Below are 25697 nucleotides of genomic sequence, written 5' to 3'. Positions count from 1 at the left end.
CGAGGTTACCCCCGCCGTCCGCAAGCGGACGGTTACCTGTTCCCACTGATGGGTGTGCGTTCACGAAGGCGGGGGCACATGGGCCTGATCCGTGGCGAACTGATCGACATCGTCGAGTGGAGGGGCGGGCGGCCGGGGGTCGTCGCCTGGCGGTACGACCGGCCGTTCGACGAACTCAAGAACGGCAGCAAACTGATCGTCCGGGAATGGCAGGTCGCGCTGTTCGTCCGGGGCGGCCAGATCGTCCGGGAGTGTCATGCCGGCACGCAGACCCTGCGGACCGGCAACGCCCCCGTGACCAGCAGGCTTCGTGGTTTCCGCTACGGCTTCCGCTCGCCGGACAAGGCCGAGGTGCACTTCGTCAGCACCCGCAGGTTCACCGGCCTCAAGTGGGGCACCCGGCGGCCCGTGCAGCTCCGCGACCCCGAGACGGGGCCGGTGCTGCTCGCCGCGCACGGGACCTTCTCCTTCCGGGTGGCCGACCCGACCGCCTTCCTCACCCAGCTCGTCGCCGGGCAGCCGATCGTCGAGGCCGGGCAGGTCGCCGAGGCGGTCAGGGGGCCGCTGCTCCGGCGGCTGACGAACACGCTCGCGGCCTGGTCGGAGCGGCGGACGGTCATCGGCGTGCTCAACGACGCGGCGCTGGCCGACGAGGTGGCCGCCGCCGTCAGCCGGGACCTGGCCGAGACCGGGCTGGAGATCTGCGACATCGACATCGGGGGCCGGACCACGCCCCTGCCACCGTGGGGGTAGCACGTGCACTGTGAGCTCTGTGGCGGCGTGACCGAGTACGTCCCTGGGGGCGAAGGCATGCGCTGCCCGTACTGTCAGGATTTCCAGCCTCTCGTGGTGACCGGGCCGGTGGCCCGGCGGCCGGTGGAGGCGCTGCGCGGGCGGCTGCCCGTGACCGTCACCGACGAGCATCGGGTGGTGTGTCCCCGGTGCGCGACCACGTCCACGCCCGCGTTGTTGTCGTCGCGGTGCCCGGCCTGTGAGACGCCGATCGTCCGGGAACTGGGCGGCGAGGTGCGGCCCGGCGCGCTGGTCCCGTTCGCGGTCGACCGGCGGGGCGCGTCCGCGGCCCTGGACGGGTGGGCGGCCTCGTTGTGGTTCGCGCCCGGATCCCTCGCCCGGGTGTCCGACACCGCCTCGACGCGCGCCACCTTCCTGCCGGCCTGGGTGTTCGACCTGGAGACCGTGACCCGCTACCGGGGACGGCGCGGCGACCACCACTACCGGATCGAGACCGACGGCGACGGGCGACGCCGCCAGGTGCGGCGCACCCGCTGGACGTACGCGCGCGGCACGGTCGGCCGCCGGTTCGCCGACGTGGTCGTGCCCGGGGTCCGGCACCTGGAGACGGCGCGACTGCCCGCCGCGACGGTGCCGTTCCGGGCCGAATACCTGTCGGGGGTGGAGACCGCGCGCTACACCGTCGCGCCCGACCAGGCGCTCGACCAGGCCAAGACGGCGGTGAGACCCCGCGTCAGGGCGGCCTGCCTGGCCGACATCGGCGGCGACGACCGGCGGCTGCACTCCGTCGTCACCACGTATCCCTCGATCGACGGGGATCTCGTCCTGTTGCCGTACTGGACCGGAACCTACCTGCTCGACGGGAGGACCTGGCGGTTCACCGTCGACGGCGTCACCGGGGAGGTGCGCGGGGAGCGGCCCTACAGCGCGGCCAAGCTGACCGTGCCGGTCGCCGTGCTCGTGCTGGTCGTGGTGGCGGCGCTGCTGGTGCTGCTCAGCCGGTGAGCCCCGCCGCCGTGATCATCGCGGTGCGGCCCCGGTCAGCGCGACCGGATCTCATCCCGTAACGCCCGCGCCACCTGAGCCATCAGCGCCTCCGCGCCGGGCTGGCGGACCGCCGCGACGCGCGACTCCGTCAGCGCCGCCACGGCGTAGACCCGGCCGTCCGCGTGTTCCACCACGCCGACCTCGTGGCGCAGGTTGAGCATGGTGCCGGTCTTGGACGACCACGTCGTCAGGTCGGAGGTGAAGTCGGGGGCCAGGCGCTGGCGGAGCACGTTGTCGCCCATCAGCTCGCGCACCCGCCCGGCCACCCAGGGGTCGATCCTGGACGGCCGCCACAACGCCGCCAGCAGGTCGACGAAGGCGCGGGCCGAGCCCGACGACCCCCGGGTCACGTCGAGCTCGGGCACCGGGTGGCCGCGTCCGGCGGTCGTGCCCTCGATGGCCAGCACATGGGCCAGGTGGCCGCCGAGCGCCTGCACCGGGCTCTCGGTCAGGTGGCGCAGCGTGTGGCGGACGGAGATGCCGCGCAGGCCGTGCTCCTCCAGGAAGGCGGCCACCATCGCGGGCGGGGTCAGCTCGAACAGGGCGTCGCCGGCGGTGTTGTCGCTGACCGTCATCGTCAGGTGGAGCAGGTCGTCGACGGCGATGTCGGCCGGGTGGCGGAACCGGCTGGTGCCCGTCGGGCCGGGGGAGTGGCGGGCGCCGGGGCCGACCGTCAGGCGGGCGGCGCCGTCGAGTTCGCCGCGCCGGATGCGGTCGAGGGTGGCGGCGGCCAGCGGGATCTTGACCAGGGACGCGGTGGTGTACTCGTCGTCGGGGTCGATGCCGATCTCCTCGCCGGTGCGCAGGTCGCGCACCAGGAACGAGCCGCGCAGGCCGCCCTCGTCGAGCATCCGGCGCAGGTCACGGATCACGCGTCAACCCCCAGGCAGGCGGCCACCCGACGCCATCCCCGCACCCGCTCGGCGTCGTCCCCGATGGCGGAGGCCACAGCGTACCCGCGCGTGAGGCGGATCTCACCGGCGGGCCGCCACGCCAGGCCGAGGTCGGCGGCCTGGCGGGGGGAGCACAACAGCAGGTCGGCCGAGACCATCACCTCGGCGGCGGCCGTCACCAGCGAGGGCGCGACGGCGACCTGGGAGGGGAGCAGGCCGGCGGCGTCCCTGATCCGGAAGAGGCGGTCCCTGATGTGCGGGACGTCGTCCTCCGGCTGGATCCAGATCCTCGGCCGGCGGCCCGACCTGTCGGCGCGGCCCGGCCGGAGGCTCTCGACGTACACGACCGGACCCGGCGGACCCGTCAGGCCGGCCAGGCCCAGATCGACCACCCACGTCGCGCCGTCCTCCGGCGTGGCGACCAGGGCGGCGCGGACCTCGCGGGAGCGCGCCAGTTCGGCCCTGATCCCGGCGGCGGCGGCGACCACGTCGAGGTGCACGCCCTCCTGCCGGGCCTCCACCGTCAGCAGGGCCAGGTCGCGGACCGCGCAGATCTCCGGGACGGCCAGCCGGAGCGGCTTGAGCCGGGCCTGTCCGGCCTCCCACTCCATGTCGTCGGCGAGCCGCACCAGGCGCTGCGCCGACGGGAGCAGGTCGCGGCCGAAGTCGGTCAGCAGCGCGCCCCGCGCGGACCGGTCGAAGAGCTTGGCGCCGAGGTGCTGTTCGAGGGCGGCGATGCGGCGGCTGGCCACGGGCTGGGGGACCTGGGAGGCGGCGGCGCCCTCGGTGAAGCTGCCGCGTTCGCTCACGTTGACGAACACTCTCCAGGCCGCGAGGAGGTCCACGACCAGGAATTATGTCATGAACGCATAATGTACGCTTTAGCTGTCTTTGACGGTATTTACGCTGACAGAACAGACTCCTCGGCATGCTTTCCTTCGTGATGTCCCTCGCCCTGCTCTCCGGTGGCGTCACCGCGCCGACGACCTCGGCGGTCGCGGAACTGCGCGCGCTGGAGACCTCCTTCAAAGGCCGCATCGGCGTGTACGCCCTCGACACCGCCACCGGCCGGACCGTCGCCTACCGGTCGGGCGAGCGCTTCCCGCTGGCCTCGACCTTCAAGGGAGTGCTCGCGGCGGCCGTGCTGGACAAGAAGCCCGACATCCTCGGAAAGCGGATCCTCGTCAGGAAGAAGGACCTGCTGCCGAACTCGCCCGAGACCCGGAAGCACGTCGGCTCGCGCATGACCGTGGCCGAGCTGGCCAAGGCGGCCGTCACCAAGAGCGACAACGCCGCCGCGAACCTGCTGCTCCGCCAGGTCGGCGGCCCCAAGGGCCTGACCCGGTACTTCCGGAGCCTGGACGACCACGTGTCGCGCCTCGACCGCGACGAACCCGGTCTCAACCGCTGGCACCCGGGGGAGCTCCGCGACACCACCACGCCGGCCGCCATCGCCGCGGATCTGAAGGTCCTCACCGTGGGCGGCGCCCTCGACGCGGGCGACCGCCGCACGTTCACCGGCTGGCTCGTCGCCAACGAGACCGGCGACGACCGGATCCGCGCCGGGCTGCCCAAGAGCTGGCGGATCGGCGACAAGACAGGGACCGGCGGCACCTACGGGACCGCCAACGACTACGCGATCATCTGGCCGAAGGGGTCGAAGAAACCGATCATCATGGCGATCTACACCAACCGCACCGACCGGAACGCCGCCGCCGACGAATCCGTCATCGCCAAGACCGCCACGATCGCGGCACGTGGCCTCGGGAAACTTTGATGCGCCTGCGTAACATGCCCGGCCTGCTCGTGGCCGGAATCGCCGCCGGGGTGCTCACCGCCGGCCTCGCCGTCCCGGCCGGGATCGCCCTGAGCGGGGTGGCCGAGACCATCGACCTGAGCCCCATGGAACTGGCCGAACCGCCGCTGGCCGAGAAGACCACCCTCCTCGACGCCGACGGCAGGCGGATCGCCCAGTTCTACGACCAGTACCGCGAGATCGTCACCATCGACAAGGTCGCGCCCGTCATGCGCACCGCGATCGTGGCCATCGAGGACGACCGCTTCTACCAGCACGGCGCCATCGACATCGAGGGCACCATCCGCGCCCTGGCCGCCAACCTCAGCGCGGGCGGCGTCGCCCAGGGCGGCTCCAGCATCACCCAGCAGTACGTCAAGCAGGTCCTTCTCAACAGCGCCACCACCGACGAGCAGAAGGAGGCGGCGCTCGCGCCGAGCTACGTCCGCAAGCTGAACGAACTCCGCTACGCGCTGTCGGTCGAGGAGAAGTACACCAAGGACCAGATCCTCGAGAAGTACCTGAACATCGCCTACTTCGGCGCGGGCGCCCACGGCATCCAGGCCGCGGCCAAACGCTTCTTCGGCGTCCCGGCGGCCAAGCTGAACCTGGCCCAGTCGGCGACGCTGGCGGCGGCGGTCCGGCTGCCGACCGCCACCGACCCCGAGGGCGGCAAGACCAACCGCGACGCGCTGGTCGCCCGCCGCAACGTCGTCCTCGACCGGATGGCCGAACTCGGCAAGATCACCCCCGCCGAGGCGGCGAAGGCGAAGAAGACCAAGCTCGGCTACAAGGGCGTGCCGATCCCCGGCGGGTGCGAGACGAGCGACTACCGCTACTTCTGCCAGTACGTCGCCGCCGAGGTCCTGGCCGACAAACGTTTCGGCAAGACCCGGTCGGACCGCGAACGCGCCCTCAGGCAGGGCGGCATGACGATCCGCACCACCCTGAACCCGACGATGCAGGACGCCGCCCAGAAGGGCATCGAGGCGTACGTCGGGAAGAAGGACGGGCCGGTGGCCGCCCAGGCGCTCGTCGAACCGGGCACCGGCGCGATCCGCGCGATGGCCGCCAGCCGCGACAACCTCGACTACAACGTGGTCGCCGACCGCGCCCACGGCGGGCTCGGGGGCGTCCAGGCGGGCTCGACGTTCAAGACGTTCACGCTGCTCACGGCGTTGGGCCAGGGCATGCGGCTGAGCGACGGGTTCAACGTCGGCGGGTCGTACACCGCGCCGTCGCCCTCGGCGTTCACCGACTGCGCCGGCAACGCCGTCGGCGACCCGAACCACGCGGTGACCAACGACGAGGGCTCGCCCGGCTACACCACCCTCCAGACCGGGACGTGGGGCTCGGTCAACACGTTCTTCATGGAACTGGAGGCGCGCGTCGGGCTGTGCGAGACGGTCAAGACGGCCAAGTCGCTCGGCATCAAGCGCGCCGACGGCAAGAAGCTCCAGGAGTTCGAGACCTTCACGCTCGGCATCAACGAGATGGACCCGGTGACCGTCGCCAACGCCTACGCGGCGATCGGCGCGCGCGGCAAGTACTGCGAGCCGATGGCCATCACCGCCGTCACCGACCGCGACGGGAAGAAGACGTCGTTCACGCCGGACTGCACGCAGGCCATCGAGGCGGAGGTCGCCGACGCCGCCGCCGACATCCTGTCCGGGGTGTTCACCGAGGGCACCATGAGGAGCGTCGGCGGCATCGGCCGCCCGGCGGCCGGCAAGACCGGCACCAACGACAACCAGTCGAGCGCCTGGTTCGCCGGCTTCACCCCCGACCTGGCCGGCGCGGTCAGCCTGGCCGACCCGCGCGGCGCCAGCACCCACAAGCTGAACAACGTGACGATCGGCGGCCGCTGGTACGGCTCGGTCTTCGGCGCGACCGTCCCGGGCCCGATCTGGAAGGCGACCATGCTGGCCGCGCTGGAAGGCGTTCCCGCGACGCCGTTCACCCCGATCGACCAGGCGCGGTTCGGCGCGGAGGAACGCTGGGACTTCTGGGACGACAACCCCTACGGCCAGGACCCGTGGGACCAGTACGGCCCCCCGGACGGCTGGGACCAGACCGGCCCCGGCACGACCGACCCGGGCACCGACGGTCCCGGGCCCGACGACCCCGGCCCGAACGACCCGGGCCCCAATGACCCCGGCCCCAACGACCCCGGGCCCGGCAACCCGGGGAACGGCGATCCGGGTCAGAACGACCCGGGACAGAACGGTCCCGGAAACGGGCCGGGCCAGGGTGGCACGCCGACCCCGTCGCCCGGGGCGGGCGGGGGCTGATCCCGTGGACTTCGAGCCTCACCGGGCCGGGAGCGGGAGGGCGGCACGTCAGGTGACGTCGTAGGCGTCCCGGGCCGACAACACCTTCGGGAGGTTGGCCCGGGACCAGGCGCACAGGGTGTCGAGCGGTTCGACCAGGGAGTGGCCGAGGGGCGAGAGTTCGTACACGACCTTCGGCGGGATGCCCGGATGGGCGGTCCGGGTCAGCAGGCCGTCGCGTTCCATCGAGCGCAGCGACTCGGTCAGCACCTTCGGGGTGATGCCGGTCAGCGGGACCTTGAGCTCGGAGTAGCGCCGGGGGCCGTCCTGGAGGCAGCGGATGATCTTCGCGGTCCACTTGTCGCCGATCCGGACGGGCGCGGTGACGGGTGCGCATCCGGCGAACATGTCGGGGTCGAGAGGCTCTGCCACCCTCGGGAGGGTACGTGAGTATCGTTGCGGAAACCAAGGGTGCGCAGGTTAGCGTCACGCCCCATGAGAATCGTGGTTTTCGGAGCGGGCGGCCGGGCGGGCCGCAGGATCGTGACCGAGGCGGGCGCGCGCGGGCACGAGGTGACCGGCGTCTCCCGCCGTCCGGGCGACTGGACGGTCGGCGACGTCACCGACCCCGTGTCGGTGGCCTCCCTGGTCGCCGGGCAGGACGCGGTCGTGATGGCGGCGGGCCGGCATGAGCCGGGCTTCTTCGCGCGGGCGGCCCGGTCCCTGGCCGACGGGATGGCCGGGGCCGGCGTGACCCGGCTCGTGGCGGTCGGCATCGGCACGACGCTGGAGACGCCGGAGGGCGTGCCGCTGTACGAGACGCCCGGCTTCCCGGAGGACGCGCGGGCCTTCACCCTCGGGCACGTCGAGGAGCTCGGCGTGCTGCGGGGATCGGGGCTCGACTGGGTGGTGCTCGCCCCGCCGCCGGTCTTCCTGAACGAGGAACCGGCGACCGGGCGGCACCGGATCGGCGGGCGCGCGGCGCCCGCAGACGAGACCTTCGGCTACGCCGACCTGGCGGCGGCCGTGGTCGACGAGGCGGAGCGGCCCACCCGCCACCGGGAACTGGTGGCCGTCACGGCCCGCTAGACCCATTCGCCCGCGAGGTGGAGCGGCGCGGCCTCGACCCCGGCGGCGGTCATCGCGCGCCACCAGGCGAGGGCCGTCTCCGGGTCGACCAGGCCGAGCACCGGCGGCAGGCCGGGGACGAGGGACTCCAGGCGGCAGGAGGCGATGGTGCCGGGCAACCAGGGCGCCGGCACGTCCTCGGCCAGCCGCCGTTCGATCCCCGGCATCGACAGCAGGCCGCCGCCGACCACCGTGACGTCCCGCCGGGCCCGCGCCTTGGCGACGTCGAAGCAGTGGGGGAAGGAGTCGTCCACGACGATCGTGCCGGGCCGCAGCCGGTCGACGTCGATGACGGCCTCGTGGCCGCTCACCGCCGCGACGATCAGGCCGGCCTCGTAGACCCGGTCGACGCCGCAGCTCTCCGCGCCGGGGTGCAGGCCGTCGAGCGGGGCCGCGCCGTCGCACAGCAGCAGCCGTCCCGGCGGGTCCTCCACAGTCAGCAGCAGGCCGAGGGCCGAGCGGCCGATGGAGCCGAGGCCGACGAAGGCGACGGTCATCTCACGCGGCGAGCGGCCCGCCAGCGCCTTCTGGACGGTCAGCACCACCGACACGGCCGTCGCGGCGTGGCCGGTGGTGACGGGCACGCCGGTCCGCCGTGCCACGTCGAAGCCGTAGCCGGTCAGCGACGGGATCATCCCGGCCAGCGACACGGTCCGCGCGCCCAGCGCGGCGGCGTGCTCGACGGCCTCGGCGGTGCGCGCGGCCAGGCCGGGCGTGCTCGCGAGCTCGTCGGCGAACAGCGGCAGGCAGACGAAGCCCGACCGGCCGAGCGGGGTGCGCAGCTCCTCGGCCAGGCGCGGGCGGCCGTCGGGGAAGAGCAGGGCGCGCACGCCCTCCCTGGTCAGGGTGGCGTCTCCGGCCAGGACCCGCACCTGGCCGAAGGGAGGCAGATAACCGACCAGGGCGGCGTCCAGGGTCGCGTTCAGGGCGGCGTCTCCGGCGACGGCCCGCACCTGGCCGAGGGGTGGCGGATAACCGACCAGGGCGGCGTCTCCGGCGACGGCCCGCACCTGTTCGAACGGAGGCAGATGGCCGACGAGGGTGGTGTCGCCGGCGAGCGGCCGCACCTGACCGGTCAGCGGCGGGCGGCCGGTCGGGGTCGCGTCCGGGGCCGGTAGTTCGGCTCGCAGCAGTCGTTCGAAACGTTCCGCGTCGGCCACGGCGGTGCGCAGCACCATCCGCAGGTCGCCGCCGGGCGTGGGCCGGACCGACAGGAAGGTCTGCGCGCCCACGGGGGCGATCTCCCCGTCGAGGTCCCAGGTCAGCCGCAGGCTGCGGCCCTCCAGTGGGCCAAGCGCGGTGAAGTCGAGGTAGCTGAAGAAGAACTGGGCCGACCTGATGTCCTCGGCCCCGGCCGCGCGGGCGGCGGTCACCTCCCCGGCCACCGCCCGCAGGTCGCCGGAGGCTGGCCGGACCGGCACCGCGTGCGCGTACGGGCCGAAGACCAGGTGGGCGTCGGGCGGCGCGTCGTCGCGGCCGGACACCGCGACGCCGAGCAGGAGGTCGTCGTGGCCGGTGAACGCGGCCAGCGCCCGGCGGTAGGCGGCCAGCACCGCGACGAACAGCGTCGTGCCCGCCTCCGAGGCGGCCCGCCGCAGCGGTGCCGCGCCGACGGTGAAGGCCGTCGTGCGGGCCGGTCCGGGCGCCACCACGGGTTTCCGGTACGCCGCTCGCCCGCCCGCCGGAGGCCGGAGCCGGGCGACGTGGTCACGGAACGTGCTGCGCGGCGCGGGCGACGCCACCCCGTCGTAGGCGGCCAGCAGCTCGCGCGCCAGCAGCGCGGCGCTGTAGCCGTCGCCGATCAGGTGGTGGGCGTGCACGACCAGCACGTGCTCGTCGGGCGTCAGCGTGACCAGGCGGAGCCGCAGCAGCGGCCACGCCCACGGCTCGAAGACGCGGGCCCGCTCGGCGGCGATCGACGCGGCCGGGTCGGCGGCGTCCTCGAAGATCACGGGCAGCCGCAGGGTGTCGGGAAGCTCCTGCTGCGTCTCGCCGGGGAAGATCGTGCGCAGCATCCCGTGCCGGGCCACGCAGGCGTCGACCGCGTGCTGGAACCGCTCCCGGTCGACCGGCCCGTGCACCCGCAGCGTCGCCAGCCACGCCTGGCCGGCCAGCCGGAATCCGCGCTGCGCGGATGTCAGCGGGAACGGCCCGCCGGCCGGCTGGGGGAGGAAGGCGGCGGGCTCGGCGTCGTCGATGGCCCGGGCCAGCGCGGCCAGCGTGCCGTGCTCGTAGACGACCGTCGGGCGCGGCAGCGGGTCGATGTGCTCACCGAGCATCTCGAACACGCGCAGGATCATGATCGAGTCGCCGCCGAGCGCGAAGAAGTCGTCCTCACGCGACACCCGCGGCACCTCCAGCAGCGCGCGCCACACCTCGGCGACCAGCTCCTCGGTCGGGGTCGCGGGCGGGGTCCCGCCGAGCTCGCGGCGGTCGATCTTGCCCGTGGTGGTCTGCGGGAGCGCGGGCACGATCTCGATCCGGGCCGGGATCATGTACGCGGGCAGCGTCGCCCCCAGGTGCCCGCGCAGCGCGACGGGGTCGGGGTCGCGGCCGGGCCGGGGTTCGACGAAGGCGGTCAGCCGTTCGCCGGTGAGCGCCACGGCGGCCCGCGCGACGTCCGGATGCGTGTGGAACGCCGCCTCGACCTCGCCCGGCTCCACCCGGTGGCCCCGCACCTTGACCTGCGCGTCGAGCCGCCCGAGGAAGACCAGGTCGCCGTTGGCGTCGCGCCGGACGCGGTCGCCGCTGCGGTACCACCGCACGCCGTCGCGTTCGACGAACGCCGTGCCGGGGTCGTCGAGGTAGCCGGGGGTGAGACCGGCCCCGGCGATGAGGAGCTCGCCCGAGTCGTCCACCTCGACGAAGGTGCCCGCGACGGGCCGGCCGATCGGGATGACGGTGACGTCGTCGGCGGGGCGCCCGTCGAGGATGTGGCAGGTGGTGTTGATGGTCGACTCGGTCGGGCCGTAGAGGTTGGCGATGCGGGCGCCGGGGCCGTACAGGTCGAACCAGCGGCGCACGTGCTCCGGCGGCAGCGCCTCGCCGCCGACGTGGATCCAGCGCAGCCGGTGCTCGACGGGCCCGAGGTCCAGCAGCCGCGACCACAGGCTCGGCACCGAGCTCCACACCGTGACGTCGCGGAGCCGCCCGGCCAGCAGGCCGGGGTCGCGCACCTCCTCCCGTGTGAACGTCACCACCGTCGCCCCGGCCAGCAGCGGGGCCAGCAGTTGCCGGACCGAGGCGTCGAAGCAGATCGACGCCGTCTGCGCCAGCCGGTCGCCCGCGTGGTAGCCGAAGGTGTCCAGCGCCCAGTCGAGGTAGTTCTCCACCGACCGGTAGGTGATGGGCACGCCCTTGGGGCGGCCGGTCGAGCCGGAGGTGAAGATGACGTAGGCGGTCGCGTCGGGGGAGACGTCCGGGGTGTCGTCCGGGGCGTCGTAGGAGCCCTCGCCCGAGGTGTCGGTGACGACCGTGGTCACCCCGCAGCGGGCGAGCTGGTCGCGGCGGCGGGCCTCCGGATGGGAGGCGTCGAGCGGCACCCAGCCCGCGCCCGCGCGCACGATGCCGACCAGGCCGACGACCGTGTCGATCCCGGGTTCGGTCATCAGCCCGATCAGGTCGCCGGCCCCGCGCAGCCGGTTGGCCAGCGCGGCGGAGCGCCGGTCGAGCTCGGCGTAGGTCAGCCGGGTGGTGCCGGTGTCGACGGCGACGGCGTCGGGGGTGGCGCGGAACCGCGCGCGCAACCGGGCCGCCAGCCCGGGCCTCCCGGCGACGGAGAGCTCGGCGACGGAGAGCTCGGCCAGGTGCTCGGCCGCCAGCCGGTCGACCGTGGCCCGGCGGAACAGCCGCGACGGGAAGTTCCACGAGAACCGCAACGCGCCGCCGGACTCCCAGCACAGCAGGCCGAGCCTGGTCGCGGCCGACGCGGTCGCGGCGGCGGTCACGACGGCCTCCACCGGGCAGCCGGGTCCGGTCGCGGCCGGGAAGCGGGCGAAGCTGAACGACGCCGGGCTCGCCGTGCGCGGGCCGCCCGCGGCGGGCAGCAGCCGGGCCAGGTCGGCGGCGGCCGGGGTGGCGTGGCGTTCGGCGTCCCGCCAGCGGTCCCGCAGCCGCGCGGCCAGTTCCGGCAGCGGCTCGCCGGGGCGCACGGCGGCGAGCAGCGGGAGGGTGTCGGCCAGCGGGCCGACCAGGCGGTCGACGCCCGGCAGGCGGATCTCGCGGCGCGCCCTGGCGACGTTCACCGCGACCGTGTCGCCGCCGGTCCAGCGGGCGAGGCAGCGGACGTAGGCGGCCAGGAGCAGGTGGAACAGCGAGACGCCGTGCGCGGCGGCCGTCGCCCGCAGGGCGGCCGACCGGTCGCCCGTCAGCGTGACCTGGACGGAGTCGAGGGGCGGCCCGTCCGGGTCGCCGTCGTAGGGGAGGCGCAGGCCGGGGGTGGTCGTCAGCACCTCGGTCCAGTACGCCAGATCGGCCGCGCTCGCGGGTTCCGAGGCGGCGGCGTATTCGGCGAAGGTCGTGACCGGCGGCGGCAGGACCGGGGTGGTCCCGCGTGAGAGGGCGGTGTAGACGGTCCAGAGCTCCTCGCCGAGCACGTTCAGGCTGAAGCCGTCGGCGGCGACGTGGCTGACGACGATCACCAGGTGGGTCCCGGTGGGCGTGCGGGCCAGCACCGCCCGCAGCGGGCCCTCCCTGGTGAGGTCGAAGGGCCGGTTGCGGAGGTCGCGCTCCAGGGCGTCGAGGTCGCCGGTGTCGCGGACCTCCAGGAACGGGGGCGTGGACGGGCCGGCCGACTGCGTGCCGCCGGGATCGACGCGCAGGCGCAGCATCGGGTGCCGGTCGACGAGGTGGCCCAGCGCCGTGTCCAGCAAGGACGGATCGAGGGGGCCGGTGATCGTCTGCCGGACGTGCGCGTACGCCGAGATCCCGGGGTAGAGGCGCTGCTGGGTCTGGAAGGCCACCTGCACCGGCGTGAGCGGGAACGGCCCGTCGGCGTCGAGGTGGGCCGTCAGCTCGCGCAGCGTGCGGAACTCGAAGAACAGGGTGACCGGCAGGGTGCGGCCGAGCTCCTTCTCCAGGCGTTTGACCAGGTCGACGGCGGTGAGCGAGTCGAGCCCGAGGCTGAGGAACGATTCGTCGTCGCCGAGGTCGTCGCGCTTGAGCGCGCCGCCGACCAGCCGCCTGACGACCGTGCGGACGTCACCGGAGGGCCGCGCGGGAGCCGGTTCCGGCACGGCGGCCAGGTCGGCCACCACCACCTGCGCGGCGCCCGATCCGATCGCGCCGCGCAGCGCGGCCAGGGCCGCCGACGGGTCGAGCGCGCCCCGGGTCAGCCCGGCGCGGGCGGCCAGGCCCACCTCCGCGAAGGCGGCGAAGTTCACCGCGATCCACGGCCCCCGTTCGGCCCGGCACAACGCGTCGAGGTAGGCGTTGGCGGCGGCGTAGCCGCCGAGCCCCCCGGCCAGGCCGGGCAGCACCGACGACACCGACGAGAAGGCCACGCACACGACCGGCGTGAGCCCGTGCCGTCGCAGCCCTTCGGCGAGCAGCAGGCCGCCCCGGGTCTTGGCCGCCATGCCCGCCACGATCTCCCCGGGCGAGCCGCCCCGCAGCGCGCCGGGACGCGCCTCCCCGGCGGCGTGGAACAACCCGTCGAGCCGGGGCAGCCGGGCGAGCAGCGCCTCGACGTCGGCCTCCCGCGACACGTCGGCGGCCTGGTAGTCGACGGTCGCGCCCCGGGAGCGCAGGTCGGCCAGCAGCCCGGCGGGCGGCCGGGGCGACCGCCCGGCCAGCACGATCGTGGGCCGCCCCCGGTCGGCCAGATCCCGCGCGAGCGCCGCCCCGACCCCGCCCGCGCCGCCCGTGATCAGGTAGCACCCGTCGGGCGGCAGTTCCCGCGAAGCCGGCGTGAGCGCCTCCGGCTCCCGCTCCAGCCGTCTGCCCTCCCGCCAGGCGACGAGCCCCGGGCCCCGGGCGGCCAGCTCGCGCTCGACCGCGGCGACCCGCCGGTCCAGGGGCTCCCGTGAGGCCAGGTCGGCGACCCGGACCTCGGTCCCCGTCTCCTGGGCCAGCGCCGCCGCGAGCCCTTCGAGGATCGCCTGCTCGGGCCGGTCGACGTGCACGTCCTGGGTGACGACGAGCACCCGCGCCGCGTCGACCGCGACGAGCGCCGCCGTCAGCTCGCGGTGCACGGCGTCGAGCGCCTCGGCCGACGCGGCCCGCCGGGGCGCCCCGGCCACGACGACCGTGACGTCTCCACCGGTGAGCACGGTCACGCCGGGCGCTTCGAGCGCATCCGCCAGCCTGCCGACCGTCACCCGAGGACCGTCGACCGGCCGCTCCCGCCAGACCAGCCGGTGCGGCAGCCGCGAAGACGGCCAGTGGCGGCGGCGCTGGAACGGATACGTCGGCACGCCCACCCGGGCCCGCCCCCGGTCCATGGCGGTGCGGTCGATCGGCAGGCCGCGCTGCCACAACACGCCCACGGTCTCCAGCAGCGCCCGCGCGCCGCCCTCGTGCCCGGCCGCCATCGTCGTCACCGCGCCCGAGGCGGCCCGCACCGCGCCGCCGAGCGCGGGCGACGGCCCGAGCTCCAGGAACGTGTCGTACCCCTCGGCCACCAACCGGCCGACCGCGTCGGCGAACCGCACCGGCCGGGCGGCGTGGTCGCGCAGGTAGGCCGCGTCGAAGGATGGGTTCCACGTGGTGGTGACGGTGCTGAGCAGCGGGATCTCCGGCGGCCGTACGGTGATCCGGCCCGCGGCCTCCGCCAGCGGGTCGAGCGCCGGATCGATCAGCGGCGAGTGGAACGCCCGCGCGACGTCGAGCCGCCGTCCGCCGAGCGCCTCGACGGCCCGCGGAGGCCCGGCCACCACGACCTGGCCGGGGGCGTTGACCGCCGCCACCGTCACCCCGGGCGGCAGGTCGGCGTCGCCGGGCACGACCGCCATCGCGCCCGGCGGGCACAACTCGTGCATCAACCGGCCGCGTTCGGCCGCGAACGTGACGGCGTCGGCGAGGCCGATCCGGCCGGACACGCAGGCGGCGGCGATCTCGCCCACGCTGTGCCCGGCGACCGCGTCCGGTGTCACGCCCCAGGCGTGGAGCTGGCGGGCGAGCGCGATCCCGTACGCGACCAGGAGCGGCTGCACCACGTCGGTGCGGACCACCCCGGCGGCGGGGCCGGCGCACCAGTCCTTCAGGGTCCGCCCGCCGACCGGGCCGACCAGATCGGAGGCCTCGTCGATGACCTGCCGGAACACCGGCGCGTTCGCGTAGAGGTCCGCGCCGGAGCCCTGCGCGCCCTGGCCGGGCAGCAGGAACACCAGCCGGGGACGCGGCCCGGCCACCCGCCCCTCGGCGGTGGTCAGCCGCTCGGCCAGGTCGCCCCCGGCGACGACCGCGAGGCGGTGCGGGCCCTCGTCGCGGGCCAGCGCGACCGATGCGCAGACGTCGCCCTCGTCGTGACCGGGGAGGAAGGCGGCCAGGTCGCCGGCGGCCTGGCGCAGCGCGGGCGCGCTCCACGCCGACAGCGTGAGCAGGCTGAGCCCCTCGTGGGGCGTGCGCTCGACCTCGCGGGCGGGGGCCTCGGACAGGATGGCGTGCGCGTTCGTGCCGCCGAAGCCGAACGCGTTGACCCCGGCGGTCCGCGGGGCGGTCCACTCGACCGGCCGGTCCGGGACCGTGAACCCGTCGAGGCCGCCGGCGGGGGGAGCGGCGTGCAGCGACGGCGGCACCTTCTTCCGCCCCAGCGCCAGCACGACCTTGACCAGGCCCGGCATCGCGGCGGCGTTCAGCAGGTGGCCCACGTTGGTCTTCACCGAGCCCAGCAGCCGGGTGCCGGTCGGGAAGGCGTGCCGCAGCGACCGCAACTCGATCGGGTCGCCGACCGGGGTGCCCGTCCCGTGGGCCTCGACGTAGGTGACCTCGGCCGGGTCGACCCCCGCCTCCGCGTACGCCTGGGTGATCACCTCGCGCTGGGTGAGCGGGTTGGGCGCGAGCAGGCTGAGCGACCGGCCGTCGTTGTTGACGGCGGTGCCCCTGACGACGGCCAGGACGGTGTCACCCGACCGGTCCGCGTCGTCGAGCCGGGCCAGCACCAGCGCCGCGCCGCCCTCGCCCGGCACGAACCCGTCGGCCGCCGCGCCGAACGCGCGGCACCGTCCGGTCGGGGAGAGCGCCCGCGTCTTCCCGAGGGCCCGGTAACCGGCCGGGGTGAGGGTGAGGTTGACGCCCGCCACCACCGCGAGGTCGCACTCGCCCTGCTGGAGGCCGCGCCGGGCCAGGTGGAGGGCGACCAGCGCCGACGAGCAGGCCGTGTCGACGGTCAGCGCCGGGCCGGTCAGGTCGAGGGTGTGGGCGACGCGGGCGGCCAGCAGGTTCGGCAGGTTCCCGGTCAGCGCCTCGGCCGGGAGGCCGCCCGCGCCGTGGGCGGCTTCGAGGATCTCCCGGTAGCCGCTCTCCCCGGCGGCGGCGAACACGCCGACCCGGCGGCCGAGGCGGCGCGGGCCCGCGTACCCGGCCCGTTCGAGCGCCTCGTGGGCGAGTTCGAGCAGGAGCCGGGCCTGCGGGTCGGTCGCGGCGGCCTCCTCGTCGGACAGGCCGAAGAAGGGGGCGTCGAACAGGGCCGGGTCGTCGAGGAACCCGCCGTGGCCCGGGTAATCGAAGCGGGTGACGGGGGTGATGGCGTCGTAGCCGCTTTCGAGCAGCTCCCAGAACCGCTCCGGGGTGTCGGCGCCGGGGAACCGGCAGGCCATCCCGACGATCGCCACCGATGATCCGCCGCTCGTCCGGGCCGGGCGGCGTGCGGGCGCGGCCGGGGCCAGCAGGTGGGCGGCGAGGGCGGCGACGGTGTCGTGGTCGCGCACGTCGGAGGGCCGCAGCGGCACCCCGAACCGGTCCTCCACGGCGGCCAGGACCTGCATCGCCTTGAGCGACGACCCGCCGAGCGCGGCGAACCGGTCGTGCGGCCCCACGGCCTCGACGCCGAGCACCTCGGCCCAGATCGCCGCGACGGCCGCCTCGACGTCGGCCCGGGAGCGCGGGGCCGGGGTGAACTCCCCGGCCTCGAACCGCGCCCGCAGCACCGACCGGCGCAGCTTCCCGCTGGTCGTGCGGGCGAACGCGGTCGACGGCACCACCACGACGGTGACGTCGTCGTGCCCGCACGCCTCCGCGACCCGCCGCCGGACCTCGCCGGCGACCTCGGCCGGGGCGGGCGCCTGGACGAACACCACGACCCGCTCGCCCTCGGGCCCCGACGCGCCGACGACCGCGACCGCGCCCCTCACCGTGCCCGCCGCCACCTCCTCCAGGTCGGCGGCGTGGAAGGTGGCGCCGTTGACGAACACGACGTCCTTGGCCCGGCCGGTGACGCACAACCGGCCCTCGTGCAGGAACCCCAGGTCGCCGGTGTCGAGCCAGGTCCCGAACGGCGCGTCGCGGTGGTAGCCGCGGGCGACCTGCGGCCCCCGCACCTGGATCGGCCCGACCCGGTCGTCCCCGGCGATGCGGACCTCGCAGCCCGGCACCGGCACGCCGACGTCCATGAGCTCGACCGCGTGCGGCCCGGCCGAGGTGAACTCGACCCGGCCCTCGGCCAGCGCCCGCCGGTCGAGCACCAGCGGTTCGGCCGTGGCGCCCGGCGGCGGCACGGTCACCGCGAGCGTCGCCTCGGCCAGCCCGTAGACCGGCTGCGGCACGTGGGGCGGCAGCCCGGTCCTGGCCAGGAAGGCGCGCCAGACGCGCGGCGAGATCGGCTCCGCGCCGACCAGCATCAGCCGCACGCTCGACAGGTCGAGCCGGGCGATCACCTCGTCGGGCACCCGCCGCTCGACCAGCGCCAGCGCGAAGTTGGCCGCCGTCAGCACGGTGGCCCGATGCCGCGCCGCCGTCTCCAGCCAGAGCGCCGGGCGCTTCGCGAAGGCCAGCGGCGACAACTTGACCTGCTTGATCCGCGCGGCCAGCGGCGCGAGATGGGTGCCGATCAGGCCCATGTCGTGGAAGTAGGGCATCCAGCTCACCGAGACGTCGGCGGGGGTGATCGCGGCGGCGGCCCGGATCTGCGCCAGGTTCGCCACGACGGCGGCGTGGGTGAGCTCGACGCCCTTCGGGTCTCCGGTGCTGCCGGAGGAGAACTGGAGGAAGGCCACGTCGTGCGGGGACCGTACCGGCAGATCGGTGGCCTGCTCCCCCCGCAGCAGAGCGGCGGGGGAGAACGTGCGCGCCGCCGCGATCGGCGGCTCGTCGGCCACCATCGGCGGGCGGCCGAGGAACTCCCACACCGGCCGGACCCTTCGCGGATCCGGGGCCAGCGGGACCGGCACGAGCCCGGCCGCGACCAGCCCCCAGAAGAGGGGCAGGAAGTCCTCGCTCCGGTCGGCGACCAGCGGGACGGGGGTGCCCGGCGCGATCCCCTCTCGCAGCAGCGCGCCGGCGGCGCGCAGCGCCTGGTCGCGTAACTCGGCGTGGGTGACGACCCGCTCGCTCCCGTCGCCGCGCACGTGCACGACGACCTGGCCGGGCGCGTCCTCGGCCGCCCCCAGCAGCACATCAAGCAGCATCGTTCGCCCCCGGCTCTCCGCATTTTCCGGACATGATGACAGAGAACCCGTGAATTGCGTGAGACGCAAATAGTGCGTGACACGCAAGTTCTTGCTAGGTTCGGCGGCATGCAGACGAGAGGCGTCAACTACGACACCGGCTTCGCCGACGTCCACGCCCGCGCCGCCGGGCACACCACCCACGAGCCCTTCGACCCCGCCGAGGTCGCCCGCGACATGCGGGTCATCCGCGACGAGCTGCACTGCACGGCCGTCCGGATCAGCGGGCAGTACCCCGACCGGCTGAAGACCGCCGCCACCGCCGCCGCCCGCGCCGGGCTGGAGGTCTGGTTGTCCCCGTTCACCTGCGACATCACGGCCGCCGAGCTGCTCGACGTCATCGCCGGCTGCGCCGACCACGCCGAGAGGCTGCGGCGGGACGGCGCCGAGGTGGTCATGGTCACCGGATCGGAGGTGAGCATGATGACCACCGGCTTCCTGCCCGGGGAGACGCTGCGCGAGCGGCTGCCCCGGCTGGGCGAGGGCGTCGCGGACGTGGCCGGAAAGGTGAACACGTTCCTCGCCGAGGCGGTGAAGCTGGTGCGCGAACGGTTCGGCGGGCGCGTGACCTACTCGTCGTTGCCGTTCGAGCGGGTCGACTGGACGATCTTCGACATCGTCGCCACCGACGCCGGATACCGGTCGGCCGCCACCGCCGCGACCTACCGCGAGTCGGTCCGCGCGCTGGTCGAGCAGGGCCGGGCGCTCGGCAAGCCCGTCTCGGTCAACGAGTTCGGCTGCGTGACCTTCCGGGGCGCGGCCGACGCGGGGGAGCGCGGCGACGCGATCGTGGAGTGGAGCGACCACGGCCCGCCCGCGCGGCTGACCCGGGAGGTCGTGCGCGACGAGGAGGAGCAGGCCCGCTACCTGCGCGAGGTGCTGGAGGTGCTCGACGGCGAGGGGGTCGACGCGGCGTTCTGGTACACCTTCGCGCGGTGGGACCTGCCGGGTGAGTTCGACGTCGCGAGCCCCGGCGTGGTGAAGGTGCCCGGCCACGGCCTGCGATGGGAGCCGAAGGCGTCCTTCCACGCCCTCGCCGACGTCTACGGACGCACATCCCCGGGCGTCGCGTGAGCTGAATATGCTGCCCTCATGAGCGACCTGCGGGCCCGCAACAGGCAGGCCACCCGCGAGGCGATCACCACCGCCGCGCTGCGCCTGGCCGTCGAACAGGGCCCCGGCGGCCTGGCGCTCGTCCGGGTCAACGACATCGCCTCGGCGGCGGGGGTGTCGCCCCGGACGTACAACAACTACTTCTCCAGCAGGGAAGAGGCCATCTGCGGCGGGCAGGCCGACCAGTCGCGGCGCGCGGGCGACGCGCTCCGCGCCCGGCCCGCCGGCGAGCCGCTCGACGTGGCGGTGACCGAGGCGATGGTCGGCCTGTTCACCGACCCCGAGCCCGACCGGGCCGGGCTGCGCATGATCATGCTGACCCCCGAGCTGGAGGGCGAGGCGCTGCGCGCCTTCGCGGTGGGGGAGGCGTCGCTGGCCGAGGCGATCGCGGAACGCGGCGGGGAGACCGGCCTCTGCCCCGAGGTCACGGCGGCGGCGGTGGTCGCCGCGATCAGGGTGGCGGGCAGACACTGGCTGACCCCGGCCGCGAACCAGCCGTTCGCCGACGTCATCCGGCGGGCGCTGGGCTGCCTCTTCTCACCTGGCCGAACCTCTCGGTGAGGTAGATCGTTTACGTCCCCGCAACGGAGGTTAATGCCGGGACAATAGTTGAAAGTTTAACTCGTGCTGTTTCGTGAGCTTTGTGTGGCTTGCGGGACATAAATGCACGAGAGGAATGCCATGAGGCTTTCTAGGGCCACCGCGATCCTGGCGGTGGTGACGGGGCTGCTCGCCCTGCCCCTCCCCGCGGCCGCGGACACCTGGTCGGTCGTCGAGGTCGACGGCGGATACAAGATCACGTTGACGCTCGACGAACCCCTTCCCGTACGGAACGCCGTCCCCGAACTCGCGGTCGACGGAGAGCCGCTCGGGTACGCCACCGAGAGCGCCGACGGCCACACCCTGACCCTGCTCACCGACGATCCGCGCGCCGCCGGGGCGCAGAGCGTCGAGGTCGCCTGGAACGGCGTCGTCGAGTCGGCGGCGCAGGTCAGGTCGCGGGCGGTCTACACCCCGCCGGCCGACCCCCAGCCGTCGACGATCGCCACCGACCCGGGTGTGCCGGGACCGTTCCCGGTCACCGAGACCGACTACGACCTGGGCTCGCAGGCCATCGCCCTGGAAGGGCTCGGCGGGCGGCTCGGCGAACTGAAGGCCAGGGTCTACGCGCCGTCGGGTGCCACCGGGCGGCGTCCGCTGGTGCTGTTCCTGCACGGCCGGCACTCCGCCTGCTACGACGCGGCGACGCGGCGGACCAGCAACACCGCCTGGCCGTGCCCCGCGCCGCAGATCCCGATCGACAGCTACACCGGCTACAAGGGCCCGGCCGACGCGCTGGCCAGCCACGGCTACATCGTGGTGTCGGTCAGCGCCAACGCGGTCAACGCCTTCGACGCCAACTTCTCCGAGGACCGGGGCGCGCTGGCGCGCGGCGAGGTCGTCATGCGGCACCTCGACCTGATCAACGAGGCCGAGAAGGGCAAGGGCGACCCCCGCCTGGTCTCCCTGTTCGCGGGCCGGGTCGACCTGGACAACGTCGGCCTGATGGGGCACTCGCGCGGCGGCGAGGGCGTGGCCAAGGCCGTGCTGATGAACGCCGGGCGGGCCAAGCCCTACGGCATCCGCGCCGTGCTGCCGCTCGCGCCGACCGACTTCGCGCGGGCCTCGCTGCCCGGCATCCCGACGCTGACGATCCTGCCGTACTGCGACGGCGACGTGTCGAACCAGCAGGGCCAGCACTTCTACGACGACTCCCTGTACGCCGTCCCCGGCGACACCGCCTTCCGCTCGGTCCAGATGGTCATGGGCACCGACCACAACTTCTTCAACACCGAGTGGACGCCCGGCGTCGCCACCGCCCCCGCCTCCGACGACTGGTCGAACAACAACGACCCCGTCTGCGGCAACCGGGCGCCCTCCCGCCTGTCGGCGAGCGAGCAGTACGCCGTCGGCACCGCCCTGATGGCCGGGTTCTTCCGGCTCGTCCAGGGCCAGGAGACGGCGCTGCTGCCGCTGTTCGACGGCAGCAACAAGACCGTCGCCTCGGCCGGCCGCGCCGTCGTCTACTCCGTCGCCCAGGCCCCGGCCTCCAGCCGGATCGACGTCGACACCTTCTCCGGCTCGACCATCTCCACGGTCTCCGGAGGCGCGACCGGCGTCGTCTGCGCCAGCATGCTCGACCGTTCCCCGCAGAGCGGGCTGCCGTCGTGCGCGACCCGGCTCACCACCTCGCAGGCGCCGTCGTGGACCCCGGCGACGTACCTGCCGAACGCCACGGCGACCTCGCTCATGCGGTTCGCCTGGACCGACACCACCGGGAAGCTGACCGTCACGCTGCCCGAGCGGAACATCTCGAAGGCCGAGTACCTGACCTTCCGGGTCGCCCGCGACGAGACGATCCCGGCCGCCCAGCCGCTCGACCTCACCCTCACGCTGGTCGACGGCCGCGACCGCAGTGTCAGCGTGCCGGTCTCCTCGCTGAGCACCGCCCTCGACGCGCTGCCCGGCCTCGCGTCGCCGCTGCCGAAGACCTGGTTGCGGGCGGTCCGCCTGCCGCTGTCCGGGCTCAGCGGCATCGACAAGAAGGACATCAAGGAGGTGTCGCTGACCGGCGCCTCGCCGGCCGGCGGCGTCTACCTGGCCGACCTGTCGTTCACCCGCTACCGCGTAGGCGAGGAGACCATCGCCGCGCTGCCGCAGGTCTCGGTGGGCGACGTGACCGTGGTCGAGGGGGACGGGGCGAGCACGGCGGTGATCCCGCTGACCCTGTCGCGGGTCTCCGACCGGCCGGTGACCGTGTCGGTGCAGGCCCTCCAGAGCGGCACCAGCCCGGTGATCACGTCGCTGGCGGCGTCGGTCACCCTCCCGGCCGGGTCGACCGGCGCGACGTTCACGGTGCCCGTCACCGGCAACGCCGTCAAGGCGACGGCCGCGCAGTCGTACCAGGTCGTGGCCGGCGTCTCGGCCGGCGCGACCATCGGCGACGGCTTCGCCCGCTTGGTCGTCACCGACGACGACTGATCTCCGCCTACGGGAGCCGGTCCGCGGTGGCGGACCGGCTCCTTCGTTCTCTCACGCGGCCCTCCTCCGCAGGCCCGGCTCGACGAGGGCCGGGGGCAGGTAGGCCGACTCGTCGCGGGCGCCGACGTCGGTGCCGGGCGGCACGATCTCGTCGACGCGGTCGAGGATCTCCCCGGAGAGGACCACGTCGAGACCGGCCAGCAGGTCGTCGAGCTGCTCCATCGTGCGCGGCCCCATGATGGCGCTGGACACGTCCGGGTGGGCGGTGGCGAAGGCCATCGCGAGGTGCGTCAGCGGCAGCCCCGCCTCCTCGGCGAGCGGGACGAGCCGCTCGACGGCGTCGAGCCGCCGCTCGTCGCCGAAGCTGCGGAACCGGCTCGCCCGCCGCAGATCGGTCGCCCGGCCCTTCCTGATCCGGCCGGTCAGCATGCCCTTCGCGAGCGGGCTCCACACCAGCGTGCCCATGCCGTGGCGGCGGGCGACCGGCAGCACCTCCGACTCGATGCCCCGGTTCAGGATCGAGTACGTCGGCTGCTCGGTGCGGAACCGCTCCAGGCCGCGCCGCTCGGCCGTCCACTGCGCCTCGACGATGTCGGAGGCGGGCATCGCCGACGACCCGACCGCCCGCACCTTCCCGCTCCTGACCAGGTCGGTCAGCGCCGACAGGGTCTCCTCGACGTCGGTGCCGGGGTCGGGCCGGTGGATCTGGTAGAGGTCGATGTGGTCGGTCCCCAGACGGCGGAGCGAGTCCTCCACGGCGGTCATGATCCAGCGGCGCGAGGCGCCCCGGTGGTTGGGGTCGTCGCTCATCGGGAGACCGAGTTTGGTCGCCAGGACGACCTCCTCCCGGCGCCCCTTGAGCGCCTTGCCGACGATCTCCTCCGACTCGCCGCGCGAGTACACGTCGGCGGTGTCGACGAGGTTGATGCCCGCGTCGAGCGCCTTGTGGATGATGCGGATCGCGTCGTCGTGGTCGGGGTTGCCGATGGCCCCGAACATCATCGTGCCGAGGGCGTAGGGGCTGACCATGATCCCGGTGCGCCCGAGCGTGCGGTAGTGCATGCGGTCTCTCCTGACAGGAGGTAGATTAAGCGGAACGCGTTTCCGGAACTATATGGAAAGCCTTTCCGCTTATGCAAACGAACGGAGCGCCGCGACGGCTGCGCGCCGACGCGCAGCGCAACGTCGACGCCCTGCTGGAGGCGGCGAAGACCGTCTTCGGCACGTCCGGGGTCGACGCCCCCGCCAAGGAGATCGCCGACCTGGCCTCCGTGGGCGTCGGCACCCTCTACCGCCACTTCCCGCAGCGATCAGACCTGGTCAAAGCGGTGTTCCAGCGCGAGGTCGACGCCTGCGCCGACGCCGGCCCGGCGCTGAGCGCCGAATACGGGCCGGGGGAGGCCCTCGAACGGTGGGTGCTGCGCTACACCGGGTTCATCGCCACCAAGAGGGGCCTGGCCGCCGCCCTCCACTCGGGCGACCCGGCCTTTGACGCCCTGCCCGGCTACTTCATGGGCCGCCTGCGCCCCACCCTCGGAGCCCTGCTCGACGCCGCCGCGGCCGACGGCGAGATCCGCGCCGACGTGAGCCCCCAGGACCTGCTCTACGCCGTCGCCACCCTGTGCGTCCCGTCGGCCGAGACCGGCGCCGACTACAGCGGGCGCATGGTCGCCCTGCTCATCGACGGGCTGCGCTACCGCGCCCGGAACCGGTGAGCCGGGCGAGCAGCTCGGTGAGGCGGGCCAGATCGTCGTCGGGCCAGTCTTCGGTGCGGGCGCGGAACTCCCGCCCGCGCTCCTCCAGCGTCGCCGCCACCCGCTCGCGTCCCGTCTGGGTGAGCCCGACGATGACGCTGCGCCGGTCGCCGGGCGCGGGCGTGCTCTCCAGCAGCCCGAGTGACCGCATCCTCCCGATAAGGGTGCTGGTGGAGCTGCGGTCCATGCCGACGGCCTCGGCGACGGCGCTGGGCGTGGCGGGACCGAACGCGTAGAGCCAGCGCGCGATGTGGAACGCGGCCGGTTGCAGCCCGGGGTGGAAGTGGGCGGCGCTGCGCTCGCTCAGGGCCCGGCCGGCGCTTAGCAGGGCGTTGAGCTGCTCACCCAGCGCGAGTTCGAGGTCGCGTCTCCCGTCAGGAGTGGTTTGCACATGCAAACTATATCCTCCTAGAGTGATGGGCATATGCAAACTACTGTCGTCATCACCGGCGCGACCCGCGGCCTGGGCCGCCTGGCCGCGCTCGACCTGGCCCGGAAGGGCGCCCGGGTCGTCGCCGTCGCCCGCGACCCCGAGAAGGCCGAACGGCTCCGCGCCGAGGCCGATGTGGAAGTCCTCTTCGCCGACCTCGGCCGCCTCGGCGACGTCCGCCGCCTCGCCCGCGAGATCACCGACCGCCACGAGCACGTCGACGTGCTCGTCAACAACGCCGGGCTGCACGCCTTCACGCCCCGCGCCACCCCCGACGGCCTCCCGGAGATGGTCGCCGTCAACTACCTCGCCCCGTGGCTGCTCACCCGCGAACTCCTCCCGGCGCTGCGCCGGGCCCCGGCCGCGCGGGTCGTCACCGTCGTCTCCGAGGCCGCCCGCCGCCACGGCACGCTCCGCCTGCCCGAGGACCTGACGGAGACGGTCCCGTTCACCGCGCGCGGATCCTCGGCGCACTACGGCCGGAGCAAGCTGCTCGGCATCATGTTCACCCTTGAACTCGCCCGCCGCCTGGCCGGCACGGGCGTCACGGCCAACTGCCTCAACCCCGGCTTCAACACCACGGGCCTGGGCCGCGAACTGCGCTTCGCGGCTCTCTTGGAGAAGCTCCTCACCCGCCTGTCGATCGGCGACCCCGCGCGGGGCGCGGCCCTCATCGTCGCGCTCGCCGCCGACCCGGACTTCGCGGGTCGTACGGGCGGCTACTACTCCGTCCCCGGAGCGCGCCCGATCCGCCCCGTGCCCCCGGCCGACGACCCCGAGCTCCGGGCGCGGCTGTGGCGGGAGACCGAACGGCTGCTCGACGGCTGAGGCCGCCGCCCGGCGGTGGGAACGCCGGGCGGAGGCTGTCACGAGCATCCGGCACCCGCGTATA

At 74.3% G+C, this 25697-nt stretch carries 16 protein-coding genes; 10 read left to right on the top strand and 6 right to left on the bottom strand.

All coding sequences use genetic code 11. From position 1 onward, the window contains the following. Positions 1–48: 48 nt before the first annotated feature. Together AW273_RS10040 and AW273_RS10035 are read left to right on the top strand one after the other, a co-directional pair. The gene (locus AW273_RS10040; RefSeq protein ID WP_083949653.1) at positions 49–753 is read left to right on the top strand and encodes an SPFH domain-containing protein; all 705 of its coding nucleotides are present in this window, start codon (positions 49–51) and stop codon (positions 751–753) included. A gap of 96 nt (positions 754–849) precedes the next feature. Continuing rightward, on the top strand, positions 850–1758 hold the full coding sequence (locus AW273_RS10035) for a hypothetical protein (RefSeq protein ID WP_157555675.1): 909 nt from the start codon (positions 850–852) through the stop codon (positions 1756–1758). A 35-nt stretch (positions 1759–1793) separates the two neighbouring features. On the opposite strand, the gene AW273_RS10030 is transcribed toward AW273_RS10035, so the two are convergent. Further along, on the bottom strand, positions 1794–2672 hold the full coding sequence (locus AW273_RS10030; protein WP_500778873.1) for a serine hydrolase: 879 nt from the start codon (positions 2670–2672) through the stop codon (positions 1794–1796). After that, positions 2669–3538, bottom strand: a complete 870-nt coding sequence (locus tag AW273_RS10025) for a LysR family transcriptional regulator (RefSeq protein ID WP_062347521.1) — start codon at positions 3536–3538, stop codon at positions 2669–2671. The genes AW273_RS10030 and AW273_RS10025 overlap by 4 nt, the downstream gene beginning before the upstream one ends. Before the next feature lie 83 nt (positions 3539–3621). Here AW273_RS10025 and bla point away from each other — a divergent pair, with 83 nt between their 5' ends. Then, positions 3622–4470: a class A beta-lactamase gene (gene bla / locus AW273_RS10020; protein ID WP_062347519.1), complete on the top strand. Its 849-nt coding sequence runs from the start codon at positions 3622–3624 to the stop codon at positions 4468–4470. Beyond that, positions 4470–6779, top strand: a complete 2310-nt coding sequence (locus AW273_RS10015) for a transglycosylase domain-containing protein (protein WP_062347517.1) — start codon at positions 4470–4472, stop codon at positions 6777–6779. The genes bla and AW273_RS10015 overlap by 1 nt, the downstream gene beginning before the upstream one ends. Positions 6780–6827: 48 nt before the next feature. On the opposite strand, the gene AW273_RS10010 is transcribed toward AW273_RS10015, so the two are convergent. Next, positions 6828–7190 (bottom strand): winged helix-turn-helix transcriptional regulator, encoded by a 363-nt coding sequence (locus AW273_RS10010; protein WP_232327253.1) that lies wholly within the window; start codon positions 7188–7190, stop codon positions 6828–6830. Between the two features lie 63 nt (positions 7191–7253). Here AW273_RS10010 and AW273_RS10005 point away from each other — a divergent pair, with 63 nt between their 5' ends. Beyond that, positions 7254–7847 (top strand): NAD(P)-dependent oxidoreductase, encoded by a 594-nt coding sequence (locus tag AW273_RS10005; protein ID WP_062347513.1) that lies wholly within the window; start codon positions 7254–7256, stop codon positions 7845–7847. On the opposite strand, the gene AW273_RS10000 is transcribed toward AW273_RS10005, so the two are convergent. Then, positions 7844–18448, bottom strand: coding sequence for a hybrid non-ribosomal peptide synthetase/type I polyketide synthase (locus tag AW273_RS10000; protein ID WP_062347510.1), 10605 nt, complete (start codon positions 18446–18448; stop codon positions 7844–7846). The genes AW273_RS10005 and AW273_RS10000 overlap by 4 nt on opposite strands. Positions 18449–18556: 108 nt before the next feature. Here AW273_RS10000 and AW273_RS09995 point away from each other — a divergent pair, with 108 nt between their 5' ends. The 3 genes from AW273_RS09995 to AW273_RS09985 all read left to right on the top strand — a co-directional run bounded on the left by AW273_RS09995 (position 18557) and on the right by AW273_RS09985 (position 22621). Next, positions 18557–19561 carry a glycoside hydrolase family 113 protein gene (locus tag AW273_RS09995; RefSeq protein ID WP_062347508.1) on the top strand — a complete coding sequence of 335 codons (1005 nt, stop codon included), beginning with the start codon at positions 18557–18559 and terminating at the stop codon, positions 19559–19561. 18 nt (positions 19562–19579) lie between these two features. Continuing rightward, positions 19580–20161, top strand: coding sequence for a TetR/AcrR family transcriptional regulator (locus AW273_RS09990; RefSeq protein ID WP_062347506.1), 582 nt, complete (start codon positions 19580–19582; stop codon positions 20159–20161). Positions 20162–20281: 120 nt separating this feature from the next. Further along, positions 20282–22621 (top strand): alpha/beta hydrolase, encoded by a 2340-nt coding sequence (locus AW273_RS09985; protein WP_157555674.1) that lies wholly within the window; start codon positions 20282–20284, stop codon positions 22619–22621. Positions 22622–22672: 51 nt separating this feature from the next. Here AW273_RS09985 and AW273_RS09980 read toward each other — a convergent pair whose 3' ends face one another. Further along, positions 22673–23683, bottom strand: a complete 1011-nt coding sequence (locus tag AW273_RS09980; protein WP_062347502.1) for an aldo/keto reductase — start codon at positions 23681–23683, stop codon at positions 22673–22675. A gap of 71 nt (positions 23684–23754) precedes the next feature. Here AW273_RS09980 and AW273_RS09975 point away from each other — a divergent pair, with 71 nt between their 5' ends. Further along, positions 23755–24336 (top strand): TetR/AcrR family transcriptional regulator, encoded by a 582-nt coding sequence (locus tag AW273_RS09975; protein ID WP_062347500.1) that lies wholly within the window; start codon positions 23755–23757, stop codon positions 24334–24336. Here the strand turns inward: AW273_RS09975 and AW273_RS09970 are convergent. After that, complete coding sequence (locus AW273_RS09970; protein WP_198168092.1) at positions 24299–24766, bottom strand: MarR family winged helix-turn-helix transcriptional regulator; 468 nt, start codon at positions 24764–24766, stop codon at positions 24299–24301. The two genes, AW273_RS09975 and AW273_RS09970, sit on opposite strands and share 38 nt — an antisense overlap. Before the next feature lie 33 nt (positions 24767–24799). Between AW273_RS09970 and AW273_RS09965 the strand changes: the two genes are divergently transcribed. Next, positions 24800–25633 carry an SDR family NAD(P)-dependent oxidoreductase gene (locus AW273_RS09965; RefSeq protein ID WP_062347496.1) on the top strand — a complete coding sequence of 278 codons (834 nt, stop codon included), beginning with the start codon at positions 24800–24802 and terminating at the stop codon, positions 25631–25633. The last annotated feature ends 64 nt before the right edge of the window (positions 25634–25697 follow it).

Origin of the sequence: Herbidospora yilanensis (genome assembly GCF_001570565.1) — a bacterium.
GTDB lineage: Bacteria > Actinomycetota > Actinomycetes > Streptosporangiales > Streptosporangiaceae > Herbidospora > Herbidospora yilanensis.
This window is presented reverse-complemented; position numbering and strand designations above follow the sequence as displayed.